The sequence below is a fragment of the Mesorhizobium australicum WSM2073 genome (assembly GCF_000230995.2).
In the GTDB taxonomy this organism is placed as follows: Bacteria; Pseudomonadota; Alphaproteobacteria; order Rhizobiales; family Rhizobiaceae; genus Mesorhizobium; species Mesorhizobium australicum.
In genome coordinates this window covers 3,116,944-3,131,324 of sequence record NC_019973.1, presented here as the reverse complement: position 1 = coordinate 3,131,324, position 14,381 = coordinate 3,116,944, and the positions used below count along the sequence as shown (strand labels likewise).

Annotated in this window: 17 protein-coding genes and 2 pseudogenes; 9 read left to right on the top strand and 10 right to left on the bottom strand. The window is 63.3% G+C overall.

What is annotated here, in order from left to right:
* Nucleotides 1–19: 19 nt before the first annotated feature.
* A complete protein-coding gene (locus tag MESAU_RS15005; protein ID WP_015316878.1) occupies nucleotides 20–1,348 on the bottom strand; it encodes an aspartate aminotransferase family protein in 1,329 nt (442 codons plus the stop codon).
* 130 nt (nucleotides 1,349–1,478) lie between these two features.
* Nucleotides 1,479–2,453, bottom strand: coding sequence for a GlxA family transcriptional regulator (locus MESAU_RS15000; RefSeq protein WP_015316877.1), 975 nt, complete (start codon nucleotides 2,451–2,453; stop codon nucleotides 1,479–1,481).
* 604 nt (nucleotides 2,454–3,057) lie between these two features.
* On the opposite strand from MESAU_RS15000, the gene MESAU_RS14995 reads away from it, so the two are divergent.
* On the top strand, nucleotides 3,058–3,768 hold the full coding sequence (locus tag MESAU_RS14995; RefSeq protein ID WP_015316876.1) for a hypothetical protein: 711 nt from the start codon (nucleotides 3,058–3,060) through the stop codon (nucleotides 3,766–3,768).
* Nucleotides 3,769–3,824: 56 nt separating this feature from the next.
* Here the strand turns inward: MESAU_RS14995 and MESAU_RS14990 are convergent, their stop codons facing one another.
* Nucleotides 3,825–4,190, bottom strand: a complete 366-nt coding sequence (locus MESAU_RS14990) for a hypothetical protein (RefSeq protein WP_041163401.1) — start codon at nucleotides 4,188–4,190, stop codon at nucleotides 3,825–3,827.
* A 230-nt stretch (nucleotides 4,191–4,420) separates the two neighbouring features.
* On the opposite strand from MESAU_RS14990, the gene MESAU_RS14985 reads away from it, so the two are divergent.
* Nucleotides 4,421–4,861 (top strand): lipid-binding SYLF domain-containing protein, encoded by a 441-nt coding sequence (locus MESAU_RS14985; RefSeq protein ID WP_015316874.1) that lies wholly within the window; start codon nucleotides 4,421–4,423, stop codon nucleotides 4,859–4,861.
* A gap of 68 nt (nucleotides 4,862–4,929) precedes the next feature.
* Here the strand turns inward: MESAU_RS14985 and MESAU_RS14980 are convergent, their stop codons facing one another.
* Entirely contained in the window at nucleotides 4,930–6,552 is a 1,623-nt protein-coding gene (locus MESAU_RS14980; protein WP_015316873.1) for an ABC-F family ATP-binding cassette domain-containing protein, read from the bottom strand.
* Nucleotides 6,553–6,828: 276 nt separating this feature from the next.
* On the opposite strand from MESAU_RS14980, the gene MESAU_RS14975 reads away from it, so the two are divergent.
* From MESAU_RS14975 to MESAU_RS14960, 4 genes and pseudogenes are all read left to right on the top strand, one after another.
* On the top strand, nucleotides 6,829–7,143 hold the full coding sequence (locus tag MESAU_RS14975) for an EthD family reductase (RefSeq protein ID WP_015316871.1): 315 nt from the start codon (nucleotides 6,829–6,831) through the stop codon (nucleotides 7,141–7,143).
* 155 nt (nucleotides 7,144–7,298) lie between these two features.
* Nucleotides 7,299–7,586, top strand: a complete 288-nt coding sequence (locus MESAU_RS14970) for a hypothetical protein (RefSeq protein ID WP_083883010.1) — start codon at nucleotides 7,299–7,301, stop codon at nucleotides 7,584–7,586.
* Between the two features lie 308 nt (nucleotides 7,587–7,894).
* Nucleotides 7,895–8,062 (top strand): annotated as a pseudogene (locus MESAU_RS14965) (glutathione S-transferase family protein); the annotation flags it as partial.
* A 116-nt stretch (nucleotides 8,063–8,178) separates the two neighbouring features.
* A complete protein-coding gene (locus MESAU_RS14960; RefSeq protein ID WP_015316869.1) occupies nucleotides 8,179–8,667 on the top strand; it encodes an RrF2 family transcriptional regulator in 489 nt (162 codons plus the stop codon).
* Nucleotides 8,668–8,749: 82 nt separating this feature from the next.
* Here the strand turns inward: MESAU_RS14960 and MESAU_RS31920 are convergent.
* The 4 genes and pseudogenes from MESAU_RS31920 to MESAU_RS14940 form a co-directional block, all read right to left on the bottom strand.
* Nucleotides 8,750–8,935: pseudogene (locus MESAU_RS31920) on the bottom strand (hypothetical protein); the annotation flags it as partial.
* A 68-nt stretch (nucleotides 8,936–9,003) separates the two neighbouring features.
* On the bottom strand, nucleotides 9,004–9,432 hold the full coding sequence (locus MESAU_RS14950) for a cupin domain-containing protein (RefSeq protein ID WP_015316867.1): 429 nt from the start codon (nucleotides 9,430–9,432) through the stop codon (nucleotides 9,004–9,006).
* Between the two features lie 43 nt (nucleotides 9,433–9,475).
* Nucleotides 9,476–10,228: an SDR family oxidoreductase gene (locus MESAU_RS14945; RefSeq protein ID WP_015316866.1), complete on the bottom strand. Its 753-nt coding sequence runs from the start codon at nucleotides 10,226–10,228 to the stop codon at nucleotides 9,476–9,478.
* 55 nt (nucleotides 10,229–10,283) lie between these two features.
* Nucleotides 10,284–10,763 (bottom strand): carboxymuconolactone decarboxylase family protein, encoded by a 480-nt coding sequence (locus tag MESAU_RS14940; protein WP_015316865.1) that lies wholly within the window; start codon nucleotides 10,761–10,763, stop codon nucleotides 10,284–10,286.
* 125 nt (nucleotides 10,764–10,888) lie between these two features.
* On the opposite strand from MESAU_RS14940, the gene MESAU_RS14935 reads away from it, so the two are divergent.
* Nucleotides 10,889–11,866 carry a LysR family transcriptional regulator gene (locus MESAU_RS14935; RefSeq protein WP_015316864.1) on the top strand — a complete coding sequence of 326 codons (978 nt, stop codon included), beginning with the start codon at nucleotides 10,889–10,891 and terminating at the stop codon, nucleotides 11,864–11,866.
* On the opposite strand, the gene MESAU_RS14930 is transcribed toward MESAU_RS14935, so the two are convergent.
* Nucleotides 11,845–12,444: a YdeI/OmpD-associated family protein gene (locus MESAU_RS14930; RefSeq protein ID WP_015316863.1), complete on the bottom strand. Its 600-nt coding sequence runs from the start codon at nucleotides 12,442–12,444 to the stop codon at nucleotides 11,845–11,847. The genes MESAU_RS14935 and MESAU_RS14930 overlap by 22 nt on opposite strands.
* 244 nt (nucleotides 12,445–12,688) lie before the next feature.
* On the opposite strand from MESAU_RS14930, the gene MESAU_RS14925 reads away from it, so the two are divergent.
* Entirely contained in the window at nucleotides 12,689–13,300 is a 612-nt protein-coding gene (locus MESAU_RS14925) for a hypothetical protein (protein WP_015316862.1), read from the top strand.
* Nucleotides 13,301–13,324: 24 nt separating this feature from the next.
* On the opposite strand, the gene MESAU_RS14920 is transcribed toward MESAU_RS14925, so the two are convergent.
* Nucleotides 13,325–13,798 carry a cupin domain-containing protein gene (locus MESAU_RS14920; protein WP_015316861.1) on the bottom strand — a complete coding sequence of 158 codons (474 nt, stop codon included), beginning with the start codon at nucleotides 13,796–13,798 and terminating at the stop codon, nucleotides 13,325–13,327.
* 65 nt (nucleotides 13,799–13,863) lie between these two features.
* Here MESAU_RS14920 and MESAU_RS14915 point away from each other — a divergent pair, with 65 nt between their 5' ends.
* Nucleotides 13,864–14,319: a MarR family winged helix-turn-helix transcriptional regulator gene (locus MESAU_RS14915; protein ID WP_015316860.1), complete on the top strand. Its 456-nt coding sequence runs from the start codon at nucleotides 13,864–13,866 to the stop codon at nucleotides 14,317–14,319.
* The last annotated feature ends 62 nt before the right edge of the window (nucleotides 14,320–14,381 follow it).

The window sequence follows — 14,381 nt, the reverse complement described above, 5'->3', positions numbered from 1 at the left end:
GAGGCGAATCGACCAAACGTCATCCTGATCCACGCTGCGCGGCGATCTCGCCCAGAATGTCGTCGATCGCATGCAGAATGCTGCGCGCGTCCGCCTGTGTCATTGGCGTCGAGAGCGCGAACAGGCCGTAGCTGGCAGACAGGACGCCGCGGCCGAGCAAGCCCTTGTGGAACGTATCGAACCTCCGGTGCTCGGCCTGGCCCGGATAGACGGATCTATAGTCCGTAACCGGATGCGAGGTAAAATGAACCTTGAACAGCGAACCGAGGCCCACGCATTGGCCGGCAAGGCCATGCCTGTCGAACGAGGCGGACACCCCTTCGCGCAGGAATGCGCCCAGCGTATCGAGATGGGCAAAGCTCTCCTTCGTCAGCGCCCGCATCGAGGCGAGCCCGGCCCGCATGGTCACCGGATTGGCGGTGAACGTGCCGCCATGGGGAAGAGCGGGCTTGCCCCTGGTCGGATCGAACACCGCCATGACATCGGCGCGCCCGCCAACGGCGCCCACGGGGAAGCCGCCGCCGATGATCTTTCCGAGCGCGGTCAGGTCGGGCTCGATGCCCCACAACCCCTGCGCGCCCGACCAGCCAAGGCGAAAAGAGATGACTTCGTCGAAGATGACCAGGGTCCCGGCCGCGCGGGCAATCTCGACCATCGCGCGCAGGTAGTCCCGGCGTGCCGGGATGAGGCCGGCACGATTGGGCATCGGGTCGATCAGCACGCCTGCTATGCTGTCGCCCTGAGCGGCGAAGACGGCGCGAAGCGCCTCGACATCGTTGAAGGGCACGGCAATCACATCGTCCAGCACCCCGCGCGGCGTTCCCATTGCGTAAGGCGTCGATCTTGGCATGTCGCCCCAATTGGACGGGGAACTGTCCAGGCTCACCTCGGCGAAATCATACGACCCATGGTAGGCGCCTTCGATCTTGACGATCTTCGGCCGCCCTGTGAAGGCGCGCGCGGCCTTGATGGCCATCATCACCCCCTCCGTGCCGGAGTTGGTGAAGCGGATCCGGTCGACGGAGGGCAGCCGGTCGACGAGAAGCTCGGCAAGCTCGATCTCGCTGAGCGTCGGGGCGCCGAAGGCCGTGCCGAACGGCAGTTGCTCGACCACGGCGGCAGCGACATCGGGATGCGTGTAGCCATGGATCATCGAGGTGAAATTGTTGATGCAGTCATAGTAGACGTTGCCGTCGACATCCCAGACCCTGCACCCCTCGCCTCGCGCGGCATAGATCGGAAACGGATCGACAAAGACGGTGGTGCGCGTATTGCCGCCCGGCATCACCTTCTTGGCGCGCTCAAAGAGGCTCTTTGATCCAGGCATGGCGTCGGGATAATGCGGCATGGCTCTCGCTGGCGAATTTGACCGTCAAGGCAGCGGCGGCACCGCCGCTCGTCGCAATGCTATGGCCAGCTTCTGCACCGACGCAATCGGCCAGGCGGAGTATGCGACACGACCAGGCCGTCACTGACCATTATCCTCCCGCCGCCACTGCCCGGTTCGGATGCCTGAGGTGGGTTGGCGTGATGCCGGTCTGCTGGCGGAACACACGGCTGAAATGGCCGGCATTGGTGAAGCCGCAGCGGTAGGCGATGTCGCCGATCTGCAAGTCGCTGCCTTCCAGCAGCGACTTCGCATGATGCACCCTGAGCGCCAGATATGCCGCCATCGGGCCGATGCCCAGTTCCAACCCGAAGAGCCGTTCGAGCTGGCGCCGCGAGCAGTTCAGGCGGCTTGCGATCTCCGCCACCGACAGCGTCTCCTGCAGGTTGCTCTCCATCAACAGCAAGGCCCGCTTCACCGCCCGGCTCGACGCCGCCGGAAACAGGTCGCCGACGGGCTGCACGTCGCGGCTGCTCCTGATCCGGTCGAGCACCAGGATCTTGGCGGCCTTCTCGGCCGCCTTCTGGCCGATGAACTGGGACACGAAATGGCCCGCGAGGTCGGCGGCACCCGTGCCGCCCGCGCATGTCGCGCGGCCCCGGTCGACGGTAAAAAGGCTGTCGGCATGGGCGTTGACCTCCGGGAACCGGCTGCGGAAATCCTTGATGTGGAACCAGCTGACGGCAGCGCTGTAGCCGTCGAGCAACCCGTAGCGCGCCAGCACGAAGCTTCCCGTGCAGAGCGCCGTCAGCGGCACTCCCTTGCCGGCGGCACGCAAAAGAAACGCCTCCTTCTCGGAACTCAGGCTGCGGTTTGTGTCGAGCAGGCCGCCGACCACGACCACGTTATCGAAATCCTCGGGGTTGCCGATCCCCCCAGTCGGCAGCAATTCGACGCCGCAACTTGCCCGGATCGGCAGGCCGCGTTCGCCGACGATCTCCCAGTCGAACTCTATCCTGCGGCTGCGGTCGCCCTCATCGCCCGCCAGCCGCAGCGTGTCGATGAACAACGATAGCGGCGACAGCGTGAAGTCGCGAACGAGGAGAAACGCAAAACGCCTGGCCATTGTTGTTCGGAACCGTCCTCGTGCCCTCTGATTGCACCCTGCTGCGCATCAATCGGCACCCCCTTATATAGCCCGTGTCGGAAAAGGCAGAGTTGGTTTGGCAAGCCCAACTCCTTTCGCCAGCGAATTCCTTTCGCCGGGAAAGTTCTGGTCTTCGGCTTCGTGCACGAGATCCCCGCAACGAACATCGGACGCTGCTCAAGCGCCCGTCGCGTCCGACATGAAGGCGAGCGCAACCCTTCTCGCCGCGCGATCAGCGCCGAGATCAGGCGCGGCCTCGGAGTCGAGGACTTCGAGCAGTCGGATGAGCACGACCGTCCGCGCCGGCGGCGAGACACTTCGCGCGCGCTGGCTTATTGGCTGCGGTGGCGGCCCCAGGGCCACCGACGCTGATCCGGACCTCGAGGGAATTGCCAAGGCCGCGGCGCGGTAATTTGGCGAACCCGAATGAAGCGTGTCCATCGGGCGGCGAATCCAACTGCCCCGCCGATGAAGCCGAACACCCGCCGGGTCCCATGCTAGGGGAACTGATCGAGCCTGATTTCGGTTGTCTGTTGTGCGAACGATCGTTGCACGGCAGGCACCTGACGAGCGAAGATAAAATATGAAACCTGCAGCCAAGCGGCGCGGTTCCCTGCGGAAGGTCCTAGGTGGCATCGCAGCGGCGATTGCGACCACCCCTGACCGGAGGGCCGAGCAAGGCGCGAGCACCGCGTCAATGGTTGCCGAATGGCCGCTGCCGCCGTCGACGACGCTTGGCTCCTCCTTGCGCCTGAAAGGGATCGAACGCGAAGTACGAGCCAGGCTGCCCTGGACAGTGAGGAAATTTGCCAAGGCCGAGACCGGCCGCATCGTCTTGCGCATGCTGCAAGCCGACGCGGATGCGTTCCGGGCCGCCTCGGCAACCATCTCCAGGATGCTGGAGGGGATCGAAGCGCTGGCCGTGCTTCCGCGAGAAGCGGAGGACATTCTCACCATCTCGTCGCGCGAGCGGCACAAGTGGCTCAGGGATGGTCGCCTGAAAAGCATCGGCACGCGCACCGTGAAGATGCGCGGGCGATCCAAGGCCGTGACCTTCCATGTCTTCGATCCACGCCACATCGAGGACGTTCTTGATCGTGACCTGGCGACCGCCTGGCGGGAGGAGGACGCGCGGGAAACATCCGAAAACAGGAGGCGCGGAGCTGGCAAGGCCGCGCTGACGCGAGCAGGCAAGCGGACGGGCAACCCCCGCAAGACCAGGAATTCGGGAAAAGACGATGCGCCAAAGCTCGAGGGCTGGGACACGTTCGAGGCGGAAGGATTGCTCCGGTAGAGCAACCCCAGGAAAACGATTTTCCGGCGAGGATCGCGCTCGCGCCCCATTCTCGTCTACGGATATTGCGCCTTAGCGGGGCCGGAAGCGCCGAGATCGCCCTGCAATTCCTTGGGCAGGGGAAGGCTCGAACATTGCAGATGGACGTCGCGGGCGAGCAGCTTTCGCTGCTTCTGCTCGTGCTCCTTGGTGGCCGCTATGATCCCCAATCCATACGGGCCAAGTGCGACGAATCCCCAACCCGGATGCGTCTTTTCGCGGACCGCGTAGTCCGAAGCCGCCGCTCGAGCTTGCTGGCATTGCGGCGTCGCCCATTTCTGGTCCTGCTGCGAAAGCGAGGCTCCGTAATCGACTGGAGAAGTCGCGCATCCGGCCATCGTCGCGGCCAATGCGGACGTTGCAAGCCCCACCGCAATTTTCATGCAGAATCCCTTTGCCAACCACCGTGGAGAGTACATGGACGCCTTCATCTCACAAGGGGAGCGTTGCGACCAGAGAGCCCGGCCTCGTTTCCTGGGGGCCGCCCTCCGCCAGATTTGGACCGCGGCTTGGAACCAATAATGGGCGAGACTGTTCAGTTGTAAGTTGTAACTTGATACGACGCTGACATTCTTGCCGGCGGGCAAGGCGGCCATCTTCAGGAGTTCCCATCATGACTATTTCGTCCGGATTTCGTTCAATCGCCGTTGCCGCGATCGCCACTGCGGGCGTCAGCCTGGCCAGCGCCGCGCATGCCGACAGCGGTAAAATCCGCTTCTCCGTCTACAAGGCGGCCTTCTTTGTCGGAGGTTCCGGTGGCGAGGGCACGCTGACTTTCCATGGCCGCAAATACCCGATCTCGATCGGCGGCGTCTCGGGCGGCCTCGCCTTCGGCGTCTCCAAGACTTATTTCCAGGGCACCGTGCGCCACATCAAGCGCGTCCGGGACGTGACTGGCGTGTACGGCGCCGCCGGCGGCGGCGGCACGCTCGGCAAAGGCGCCCAGGTGATCGTGATGACCAACGACAAGGGCGCCCAGCTTGAACTCACGGGCCGACAGGTTGGCCTGCAGGTCAACGCCGATCTGAGCGGGCTCGCCATCTCGATGAGATAAGCCTCGTGGCGTGAAGCGCGTCGCCATGACCGTGCGACGCGCTCCGGCGCACATTTTGAAACTGGAAATCAGCTCCTCAACCCCGGCGCTTCCTGTCCAGTGCGCTCGACATATTCCGTATAGCCGCCACCATAGGTGTGGATGCCTTCCGGCGTCAGTTCGAGCACGCGGTTCGACAGCGCGGCCAGGAAATGCCGGTCGTGCGAGACGAACAGCATCGTGCCTTCATACTGCGACAGCGCCTCGATCAGCATCTGCTTGGTGGTGATGTCCAGATGGTTGGTCGGTTCGTCCAGCACCAGGAGGTTGGGCGGGTCGAACAGCATCAGCGCCATCACCAGCCGCGCCTTCTCGCCGCCTGACAGCACCCGGCATTTCTTCTCGATCTCGTCGCCGGAAAAGCCGAAACAGCCGGCAAGTGCCCGAAGCGGCGCCTGGCCGGCCTGCGGAAAATTATCCTCCAGCGTCTGGAACACGGTGCGCTCGCCTTCGAGCAACTCCATGGCGTGCTGGGCGAAATAGCCCATTTTCACACTCGGTCCCCGCGCCACCGTACCGGTATCGGGATCGGAAGCACCGGCCACCAGCTTCAGCAGCGTCGATTTTCCCGCGCCATTGACGCCCATGATGCACCAACGCTCGCGGCGGCGGACCTGGAAGTCGAGCCCTTCATAGATGGTGCGGCTGCCATAGGCCTTGTGCACGTTCTTCAAGGTGACGACGTCCTCGCCGCAGCGCGGCGCCGGCTGGAACTCGAAATTCACCACCTGGCGGCGCTTTGGCGGCTCGACGCGGTCGATTTTGTCTAGCTTCTTCACCCGGCTCTGCACCTGCGCGGCATGCGAGGCACGCGCCTTGAAGCGCTCGATGAAGGCGATCTCCTTGGCCAGCATCGCCTGCTGACGTTCGAACTGAGCCTGCTGCTGCTTGTCGGCGATCGCCCGCTGCTGCTGGTAGAATTCGTAATTGCCGGAATAGGCGGTGAGCGATCCCGCATCGATCTCGACGATCTTGTTGACGATGCGGTTCATGAACTCGCGGTCGTGCGAGGTCATCAGCAGCGCGCCGTCATAGCCTTTCAGGAACTGCTCAAGCCAGATCAGGCTTTCCAGGTCGAGATGGTTCGACGGTTCGTCGAGCAGCATGGCGTCGGGCCGCATCAGCAGGATGCGGGCCAGCGCCACGCGCATCTTCCAGCCGCCCGAGAGCTTGCCGACGTCGCCGTCCATCATCTCCTGGCTGAAGCCCAGACCGTCCAGCACCTCGCGGGCACGCCCGTCCAGCGCATAACCGTCGAGTTCCTCGAAGCGATGCTGCGCCTCGCCATACTTTTCGATGATCTCATCCATCCGGTAGGCCTGGTCGGGGTTGGCCATCGCAGCCTCGAGTTCCGCCATTTCGGCCGCCACGTCGCTCACCGGCCCAGCGCCGTTCATCACTTCCGCGACCGCGCTGTGGCCCGCCATGTCGCCGACATCCTGGCTGAAATAGCCGATGGTGACGCCACGATCGACCTGCACCTGGCCCTCGTCAGGCTGCTCCTGGCCCGTGATCATGCGAAACAAGGTCGTCTTGCCGGCGCCGTTCGGCCCGACGAGGCCGATCTTCTCGCCCTTCTGCAGCGTGGCCGACGCCTCGATGAAGACAAGCTGACGGCCGTTCTGCTTGCCGATGTTTTCAAGTCTGATCATAGTGGTCCGGGGAGGCTCAAAGGAGATTGGAGGATTTGCCCGCGCCCTTACGCGAATGAAGATGCCAGGGGAAGAGGCAGAAGCGCCGCAGATGCCTGGCGGAGCACGAGGCGCCGATCTCCTCAGCGGGGGGAAATCGGCGGGTTTGCATGGCTGCTCCTGCTTGTCGGCGCCCATGAAAATCGGCGGGCGGTCGAAATCCGCCCTTGTCGAACGACTTTGGCGCTGTGGCCTGCACGGCCAGACCAGCAACGCCAACAGGACAGGACCATGGCAATGGCCAAGATGCTCGTGATCTACAAAACCCCGGCCGATCCGGCCGCCTTCGACCGCCACTATTTCGACGTTCACATACCGCTTGCCAAGAAGCTTCCCGGGCTGCGGCGCTATGATGTCAGCAGGCGGCCCATCGTCAAGCTCTCGGCGGGCGAGATGCCTTATCTGGTGGGAACATTGTATTTCGACAGCCTCGACGACATCCGCGCCGCCTTCGCCTCCGAAGTCGGTGTCGCCTGCGCCGCCGACCGGCGGATACTGGCCCCGGGCGACGACGATCTGACGATGCTGTTGTTCGACGCCGACGAGGTGTGATCCCGACCGCCAGAAACACTCCAGAAACAAGATTCAACATCCGGGAAAAACTGAGGAAAACATCGTCGGGCATAACATGTTCGTGGCAACCGGACAGCGGTCGCCACCAATGCAAAGGGATGCTGCCCGCGATGCAACGACATTCGACCGGATGGATGAGTGCCCTAGCAGGCATTTCGCTGGCCATGCTCGCGGGCGCACAGTCGGGTGCGGAGGCGGCGGTCACCCGTAGCGAATATTGCAGCCGGCTCGGTCTTCAACTCGACGGCGCCATCCAGACCAAGGCCAGGCCCGGTGCCAGTGCGAGCCAGATCGCGCAGGCAACGGCACTGCAGGACAAGGCGAACCGGTTCTGTGCCGAAAGCAAGCAGGCGCAAGGCATCCGGACCTACGCCAACGCCCTGAAGCTCCTCGGTGTGACACCGGTCGACCTCAACCAGTGACGAGCAGTCATCATCCTTGAAACCCGTCACGAAAAGGGCGGCTTTTTCCCACGGGCAATGCCGCGAGCGGTCCGCCCTCGCACAGCGTGTCTTGCCTTTGCTGGATGGCGGCAAAGTCCTGATGACGGATCTAGATGGAATCCGGGTAGAACGCGGTCGAGGAATTCTGCACGCCATCACCACGGCAGTCCCGACGTCACCACGGCAATCTCTCGCCATCGCGAAAAAAGCCGCCGGTCGGGCCGTCGTCCGGCAAGGTCGCGGCCCAGACGATGCCGGCCGCCCCTTGCCTCGCCGTCAGCGACTTCACCGTCGCCGACATCGCCGTCTATGCCTACAGCCATCGCGCCGGGGATTGCGGCTTTTCGCTCGCGGACTATCCGGCGTTCGCCGCATGGACGGAGCGCGTGCGCGATGCCATCGGACCCGGCTACCCCGTCCATCCCTACGGTATCGATCCGCATTCCGGAGCCTGAGCGCATGCGCTGACGGATTTGGCTCCCGCCAGAATCCGTCTCTGTTTACACCGCGGTGGAATAGGGATACTTTTTATCCTTAATAGGTCGGTCGGTACCGGCCCGGGAACCCGTGGATGATCCTGAAAAGCCAAGTCGAATGGGCACTGCACTGCTGCGCCATTCTCGCCGGTCTGCCCGAGGGGCGGTATCTCTCCACAAAAGCGCTTGCCGAGTTCCACGGCCTTCCCAAGGAATATCTCTCCAAGGCACTGCAAAGCCTGTCGCAGGCGGGACTGGTGCACACGACGCTGGGGCCGTCGGGTGGATACCGGTTGGCGCGGACGCCGGCAGAGCTGACCTTCCTCGACATCGTGGAGGCGGTTGAGGGCAAGGCGCGGACGTTTGTCTGCAACAATATCCGCGAGAACAATCCGTGTCGTCCCCAGGGCTATTGCGAAAGCAATCCTTGCCCGGTGGCGCGCATCATGTGGGAGGCCGATGAGGCCTGGCGCGCAAAATTGCGCGCCGTCAGGCTTTCCGACCTCACCGAAGCGTTGGCGCTCGACATCCCCGCGGAGCTTTGGAAAAACAGCTTCGAATGGGTGCTAGAGCGCGCCGGATGAACGTGGCCGCATGACCGTCGCGGGCGGCCGGTCTCCCGTCGCCGGCATGCAGGCGGCTAGCCATGCCCGCATCGTTCCGGGCGCCCGTTATCGACAGCGCCACGCCGAGATAGATGGCGGCGACCACCAGGTCCTGGAGCAGGCGCGCTTCTCGCGGCCTCAGGCGTGCCATGGGACGCCCACGGCCCTGGAAATACCAGACGACGATGCCGGCAAGCCCGAGAAGGTTGATCAAGACCAGAGCCAAGAAATGATAATCGCCGAACATGGGCTCACCGACAGTATTTTGGCTGGCGGCAGGGCCGGGCGCGAGGAAGGGCGACCGGCCTTTCGCCCCTATTTCTTGGCCGGATAGGTCAATTCCTTCTGGGCGCTATCGACCACGAACACCGCCAGCAGCTTCGCGGGCTTCGTCTCGCTGCCGTTTTCGCTCACGCTGTGGCGATCACCCGGCATCTCCGAAAAGCTCTCGCCGGCCTTGTAGACCTTGACCGGGTCGTCGTTGACCTGGCTGCGGATGGAGCCTTCCAGAACGGTGGCATAGATGAAGGCGGAGCTTGGATGCGTATGCGCCTCCGAATAGCCGCCCGGGCCATATTCGACGAGGATGCCCTTGATGCTCTTGCCGGGGGCATTCGGCAGTTTATGCTCATAGACGAGGGTGACCTTGGCGGCCTTCTCGCCGGCGCGATGGGCCTCCTTGGCTCCAACCGGGCCGGCCAGTGCCGCCGTCAGGGCGAGCGCGATGGCGATTGACTTGATCATTCGAAAACTCCTTTGTGTGTTGAGCTACGGCGCATCCTGGCGGTCATTTCCGCGCCGCGGTGGCGAACCATTGTTCGAAGGTGATGCGGCCAAGGCGCGGATTGTTGTCGGAGACGAGCGAAGTGTCGTTCAGCCTCGCGCCGAAGTAGAGCGCCTCCGGATCAGCCACGACCTCGCGGGGATCGCCGACAGCCTTGAGGTAGCGGGCGACGAGTTCGCTCATGCGCGCACGCTCCGGACCGGAAATCTCGATCATGCCGTTGATCGGCGCGCCGAGCGCGATCCCGGCCATCGCATCGGCGACGTCGTCCGATGCGATAGGCTGCACATAGGCCGGCGACAGGTGCACGGCCTCGCCGACCGTGCCGGACTTGGCGATGCTGGCCAGGAATTCCATGAACTGCGTCGAATGAACGATGGTGTAGAGGATGCCGGAGGCCTTGATCAGCTCTTCCTGGACGAGCTTGGCGCGAAAATAGCCGCAGTCCTGCAGGCGTTCGGTCCCGACAACCGAGAGCGCGATGTGGTGCCTGACCCCGGCAACTTTGCCCGCGGCGAGCAGGTTGCGGCCCGAAGTGGTGAAGAAATCCATGGCGGGCTGGTCCTCGAACGAAGGTGAATTGGCGAGGTCGATGACGACCTCGGCGCCAGCCAGCGCCGCCTCCAGGCCTTCGCCCGTGATGGTGTTGACGCCGGTATTCGGGGCGGCGGCAACCACCTCGCAGCCCTGCTTGCGCAGCCGTTCGACCGTCTTGGAGCCGATAAGCCCGGTGCCCCCGATGATGACGATTTTCATGATAGTCTCCGTTCGCGGTCGCGCCGCGTCGTTGCTGGTTTCGTTGAGGGAGAGGTCAGTTCAGGCCGGCCTTGTCGAGGCCATAGAGCTTGTCCGCGGAGCCGGGCACGGTCTTGAAGGCGACGCTGACACGGTTCCAGGCGTTGATGGCCATGATCGAGAAGGTGAGGTCGGAGATTTCCTTCTCCGAAAGCTGCCCGCGCACGCGTTCATAGAGCTCGTCCGGGATACCGCCTTCGGGGAGTTTGGTGACGGCTTCGGTCCAGGCAAGGGCGGCACGTTCTCGGGGAATGAATAGGATCGATTCGCGCCAGACGGCGAGATGGTACAGCCGCAGCTCGCTCTCGCCGTGGATCTTTGCTTCCTTGACGTGCATGTCGAGGCAGAAGGCGCAGCCATTGATCTGGGATGCCCTGACGTGGACCAGATCGCGGAGCTTCTCTTCGATCGCGCCATGTGTCTCGGCCATGCTGAAATCGAGGAGCTTCTTGAAGAGTTCAGGCGATTGCTGGGCGGCGTTCAGGCGCTGCGTCATGGCTTTTCCTTTTTTGGATATCTTGTGTCCTTAAGGACAATTAATATCCATAATGACTGGACAGTAAAGCGCCACCCGCCTACGATGCGAACATAAGGCTTATGTCGAAAAGTATGAGGGCGAGGATGGACGTCGTATCGGCGTTGCGAACGTTCCTGCGGGTGGCGCAGACAAAATCCTTCTCAGCGGCCGCCATCGACCTCAATCTGACGCAGCCGGCTGTATCCCGGCAGGTCTCCGCGCTGGAATCGCATCTCAAGACGCGCCTCCTGCATCGCACGACGAGCGCGCTCGCCTTGACGGCGGAGGGTGAACGGATGCTGCCGATGGCGCTGCGCGTCATCGAAGCGGTCGAAGCGCTCGGCGAAGCCAGCGGCGCCGAAGCGGCAGCCATATCCGGAAAGGTTAGGCTCAGCCTGCCGACGCCCCTCGGCTTCTTCCTCAGCGACCGTCTGGCAGGGCTGTTGGAGCGCCATCCGGCACTTCAGGTCGAACTGCTCCTTCGGGATGAACCGTCGGACGTGGTCGCGAATGCGATCGATCTAGAGGTACGCCTCGGGCCGGTCTGTGACAGCAGCCTGATTTGCCGCCGGATCGGCTGGACAACAGCCTTTCTCGTGGCCTCGCCAGCCTACATCGAGGGACGCGACACACCGCGAACGCCGCAAGACATCAAGGATCACTCCTGCATTTGCTACAGCCGTGGCGGGGACGGCCGGTCGTGGTCGTTCTCCAGCGGAGCGGAGGAAGTGGTTCTGCGGATTGAGCCCCGCCTCGTCGCCAACAATTCGATGGCCGTCCATCGCGCGACCCTGGCGGGAGCCGGGCTTGCAGTGCTTTCCCACATCCTCGCCGGATCGGACATCGAAGCGGGCAGGCTGGTCAAGCTGATGCCGAATTTTCCGCCGACGCGCCTGCCGATCAATGTCGTCTACCCGTCCCGCCGGAATATCCCGCTGCGTGTGACAACGGTGCTCGACTTTCTTGTCCAGGCCGTCCGCGGCGATGTCTTGATGGCGTCGTCGGCGCCCGTGCGGACAATTCCCGGACCCTTGACCCACACTACCGCGTCTGAAGGCTGCTATTTCTTTCCCTGCGGATAGATCGTCTCGCCGCGCTTCAGCATCGCCACGAAGGCTTCGATCTTCTTCTTGCGCCCGGCTTCGGTCTTCATGTTGTGGGTGCGGAAGGCGAGCGAGAAGCGGTTCTGCGCGCTGAGCTTTTCCAACATCGCCTTGGCCGCCGGCTCGGCATCGATCGCCGCTTGCAGATCATCGGGGATTTTCATCTCCTTGCCGCTGCCATAGGGACGTGCCCAGCGCCCGTCGGCCTTGGCCGCCTCGACCTGTTTCAGCCCGTGCTCGGTCATGCGGCCCTCCTCGATGAGCCGCGCGACATTGTCGATGTTGATCTTGCTCCAGATGCTTTTTTTGCCGCGCGGCGTGTAGCGCTGCAGGAAACTGTTCTCGTCCAGCCCCTTGCGCACGGCGTCGATCCAGCCGAAGCACAGCGCGACGTCGATGGCTTCCTTCGGTGTGATCGACTTCAGTCCCGAGCCTACCTTGTGAACCTTGATCCACACTTCGGTTTCCGTGGCGTGGTGCTGGCCGAGCCAGGTATGGAAACTGGCCGCGTCGGGAAATTCCCTGACCTTTTCGGGATCGACCTTGACCGGAGCCATCAGCGGGCCTGCCGGTTCAGAATTGTTGTCGCTGGGGCCCCTGTCATCTTGCCTCCGTCATCCTGCGGCCCGGCATCATGGCATCACACCCAATTCCCGTCAGCAATGGAGACGCTGTCATGAAGTTGGAAACACACCATGGATTGCCGCGTTGCGGCTGAAGCGCGCCCGACCAGATGGAGGAGCACGACGCTTCCCCACCGTGCTATAGGACCACAAATGCCACGCGGGGGGATATGCCGCAATGAAATCTCTGCTCTTCGGCCTTGCCTTGTTGCTGCCGGGCGTGGCGCTGGCCGAACCGATCGAAACCCGCAAGATCATCACCGCGCTGACCGGCGACTTCAACGGCGACGGCGCTCCCGACCTTGCCATGGTGGTCGAGACCGGCCCGACCGACCCGATGGACATCCATTTCTTCCTCGGGGACAAGGAGCACAATTACCTCAAGCCTGTCGAGATCGTGCGCGAACAGATCGGTGGCGAGTGGAACGGCTACGACCGGGCCGGCTACGAAAACTCCGACGCCGAGCCGGAGCTGACAATGCTGCCCAACGGGTCGATCAAATTCCATCTGCCGGCGCCGGAGATCGGCAGCGAGCGCACCAACCAGACGCTGACCGTGGCCTACCGCAACGGCGCCTTCATCGTTGCCGGCTTCGCCTACGATTCCGATGATTACCTGCAGGAGAATGCCGCCAGCGCCTGTGACTACAATGTGCTGACCGGCAAGGGCACCAGCTCGAAGCAGCAGCCGGACGGCAGCACGAAGCACAAGACCGTGTCGGCGGAAGGCAAGACCATCGCATTCCGGGACTGGAACTCGGGCGACGCCTTCGCTGCTTGCCAGGAATAATGGCTCGCTGGGCTTCGGCCGGCATCAGGCCGGTGGCGGCATTGCCGGCGTCAGGCCATGGCGGCGCATGATCTCCATCATGGCAGCTTTGTCGGGCGGCCCGCCGGCAGCGGCGTTAAGCAGACCGAATGTCTCGCGGAAATAGTCCGGACCAATTGCCGCCGGCGTGATGACGCACAGCGTCTTGGCATCCCGGGTGCCGTTATTGTCGAAGCGGTGGACGGCGCCGCGTGGAATGCACAGCGCCTCCCCCGGCCCAACCTCGATCGGCTTGCCGTTCACGGTCCAGGTCAAAACCCCGTCAATGCCGTAGATCGTTTCCTCGTAATGGTCGTGGCTGTGCGCCGGCGCGGGCAAGCGCTGCGCGCTTGGCACCATCAGTTCGAAAGCGGCGACGCTGCCGTTCGAATTTTCGCCCGACACCAGGAAACGGACCGACAGCCCCTTGGTGCCGATGGTCTCATCGGCTGGGTTGACCCCAGGATTCATGGATGACATTGCGCAAACCCCTCCGGTAAATTACATTTACTAGCTATCAGTAAATTCAATTTACCGGATCGTCAATGGCCACCTCCACCGAAGTTCTGCAGACCAAGACCGAGGACCTTTTGATCGGCGCCCTGCTGCGCGTGCCAGCCCAGGCGATCCAGCGCCGGCTGATCAGGGAGCTCAATGCCGCCGGCTTCGACGAACTGCGTCTGCCGCATATGGCCGTGCTGCAGTTTCCCGGCCCGGACGGCGCGCGGCCCGGCACGATCGCCGAGCGTGCCGGCATGAGCAAGCAGGCCATCAACCAGCTGCTCACCAGTCTGGAAGGCTACGGTTATCTCGTCCGCTCCGACGGCGAAGGCAGCGCGCGCGTGGTGCGGTCCACCGAGCGCGGCCACGCTGCTTTCTGGAAAATGGTCGACATATTGCGCGACATCGAGGAGGACTGGCGCACCGAACTTGGGCCGAAGCGCTTCGCCGAACTTAAGGCGCTCTTGTTCGCAGTCTGGGATAGCCCGCTGGCCCGTTGACCAAGCTCCGGCCATCGAGGCAATCGGGTTTCCAAACCGCACGACGTCGGACCAATCGGCAT